Below are 2,407 nucleotides of genomic sequence, written 5' to 3' on the forward strand. Positions count from 1 at the left end.
CAGCCGGTCGAGCTCGGGCTGGAGGCCGACGTCGTCGCCGCGGGCGAGTCCCGCCGCGGTGACCACTGTACGACCCGCGTCGTCGCCGGTCCCGGGCGTCGCGCGCACCCACACGCGGCGGCGCGGGGCGAACAGGCTCGCCGCGAGGCCGCCGAACGCGAGGAGCGAGAACACGAGCACGAACGTGAGCGCCGGGTCGTGGCGGAGGTCGAGCGCGACGAACCGCGGCAGGCCGTCGAACGTCAGGGTGCCGAGGCCCTCGGGCAGGTCGACCGTCTCGCCCGGACGGACGTAGAGCGTGACGACGTTCCCGTCGGCGTCGACGGCCTGCTCCATGCGCGACTCGTCGAGCTCGTAGACGTTCTGCGGCACGCCGGTGTCGAGGCCGAGGTTGCCCGACCACACGGACAGCACGAGCAGCGGGTCGTCCGGCTGCGGGTCGGTCGAGCGGTACAGGGTGTCGCTGACCTGCGTCGCCGTCGGCAGCAGGTACCCGACGATGCCGATCTGCTGCTGGTCGCCCGACACGTCAGGCACCTTGACGACGCCGCGCGACGTGTACACCTCGTCCTGCGGCAGGAACGGCACGGCCCCGGCGAACGCGACCTCGCCCGCCGCGTCGCGGACCGTGAGCTCGGGCGCGTAGCCGTTGCCCTGCAGGTAGACCTTGGCGCCGCCCGCGGTCAGCGGGTGGTTGACCTTGATGGTCCGCTCCTGCGGCGCGTCGCCCGGCTCCGTGAGCGTGACGTGCGCCGTGAAGTCGCGGGACTGGAGCGTCTCGGGGTCGAAGCGCGCGTCGAACTCGTCGAGCCGCAGCGTGAACGGCACGAGCGTCGACGGGTCGAACGCGGTGCCGTTCTCGAACGTGTCGTAGTCGACCTGCGCGTTCGCGAACCCGCGCCCCTGCACGACGATCGCCTGGCCGCGGTAGTGCAGCAGCTGGCCGGTCGCGACCGACACGAGCAGCCCGACGAGCGCGAGGTGGAACACGAGGTTCCCGGTCTCGCGCAGGTACCCGCGCTCCCCCGCGGCCGACCACGTGCCGCCGCCCTCGTCGTGCACGTCGACGCGGTACGTCGGCACGAACGGGAGCCACGACCAGCCGCGGCGCATGGTGGCCGCGGCGCGCTCGGCGACGGTGCGCGCGTCGTCGTCCGTCGTCCCGCCGCCCTGCGCGGGGAACCGGCCGAGGCGGCGCGGCGTGCGCGGCGGACGGCCGCGGACCCCCGCGAGGTGCACCTGGGTGCGCGGCAGGATGCAGCCCACGAGCGACACGAACAGCAGCAGGTAGATCGCCGAGAACCAGACCGACGAGTAGACGCCGAAGAACCCGAGGCGGTCGAGCCAGGGGCCCGTCGTCGGGTGGTCGATCAGGTACTGCGCGACCTTGGCCGGGTCCTGCACGCGCTGCGGGAAGAGGGTGCCGGGCACGGCGGCGACGGCGAGCAGCATGAGCAGCAGCAGCGCGACGCGCATGCTCGTGAGCTGGCGCCACGCCCAGCGCACCCACCCGGTGAAGCCGAGCGTCGGCAGCTGGACGGGGGCACCCGCGGGCGCGTCGGGCGCGTCCGTGGGCTGCGTGAACGCGTCGTCGAGGCCCTCGGGGCGGTAGGTCGTCACGTCACACCACCGGCACGAAGGGGTCGTAGCCCGTCAGGACGCCCTGGAGCCAGGACGCCCACGTGCCCCACACGCCCGTCACGAGCGCGAAGCCCAGGATAACGAGCATCGCGCCGCCCACCCGCATGATCGCGCGGCGGTGGCGGCGCAGGAAGCCCACCATGCGCGTGCTGCTCTCGAGCCCGAGGGCGACGAGCAGGAACGGCAGGCCGAGGCCGACGCAGAACGCGACCGCGAGCAGCGCGCCGCGACCGGCCGAGCCGCCGTCGAGCGACAGCGTGAGGATCGCGGCGAGCGTCGGGCCGATGCAGGGCGTCCACCCGAGCCCGAACGTCACACCGAGCAGCGGTGCACCCCAGAGCCCGGCGCGGGGTGCGAGGTGGAGGCGGCGCTCGTTCTGCAGGAACGGGATCAGGCCCAGGAACCCGAGGCCCATGACGATCACGACGAGGCCCAGCACGCGCGTGACCGGGTCCTGCCAGCGCAGCAGCAGGCCGCCGAGCGAGACGACGCCCGACACGCGCAGCACGGCGACGCGGCCGAACGTGTCGATGAGGCGCGTCCCGAGCAGCCGCACGACGGTCATGGCACCGACGAACACGCCGAGCATCGCGCCGCCGACGGCCTCGCTGCGGTCGAACCCGTCGACGACCGCGAGCGACAGCCAGTCGTTGGCGGACCCCTCGGAGAGCGCGGCGGCCATGATGACGACACCGATGAGCAGCGTGCGCGGCTCGCGCCAGGAGTCGAGCGCGGTGGCGATGCGGCGCCGGCGCCCGGCGGGTGC

The 2,407-nt window shown here is 74.0% G+C and carries 2 protein-coding genes; both read right to left on the reverse strand.

Annotated features, from left to right (window positions below):
- A partial coding sequence (resB, locus tag HGA02_RS16505; protein ID WP_168680212.1) for a cytochrome c biogenesis ResB family protein occupies nt 1-1,620 on the reverse strand: 1,620 nt, incomplete at its 3' end.
- 1 nt (nt 1,621) lies between these two features.
- A partial coding sequence (locus tag HGA02_RS16510) for a cytochrome c biogenesis CcdA family protein (protein ID WP_425483074.1) occupies nt 1,622-2,407 on the reverse strand: 786 nt, incomplete at its 5' end.

This window comes from Cellulomonas septica (assembly GCF_012396155.1).
In the GTDB taxonomy this organism is placed as follows: domain Bacteria; phylum Actinomycetota; class Actinomycetes; order Actinomycetales; family Cellulomonadaceae; genus Cellulomonas; species Cellulomonas septica.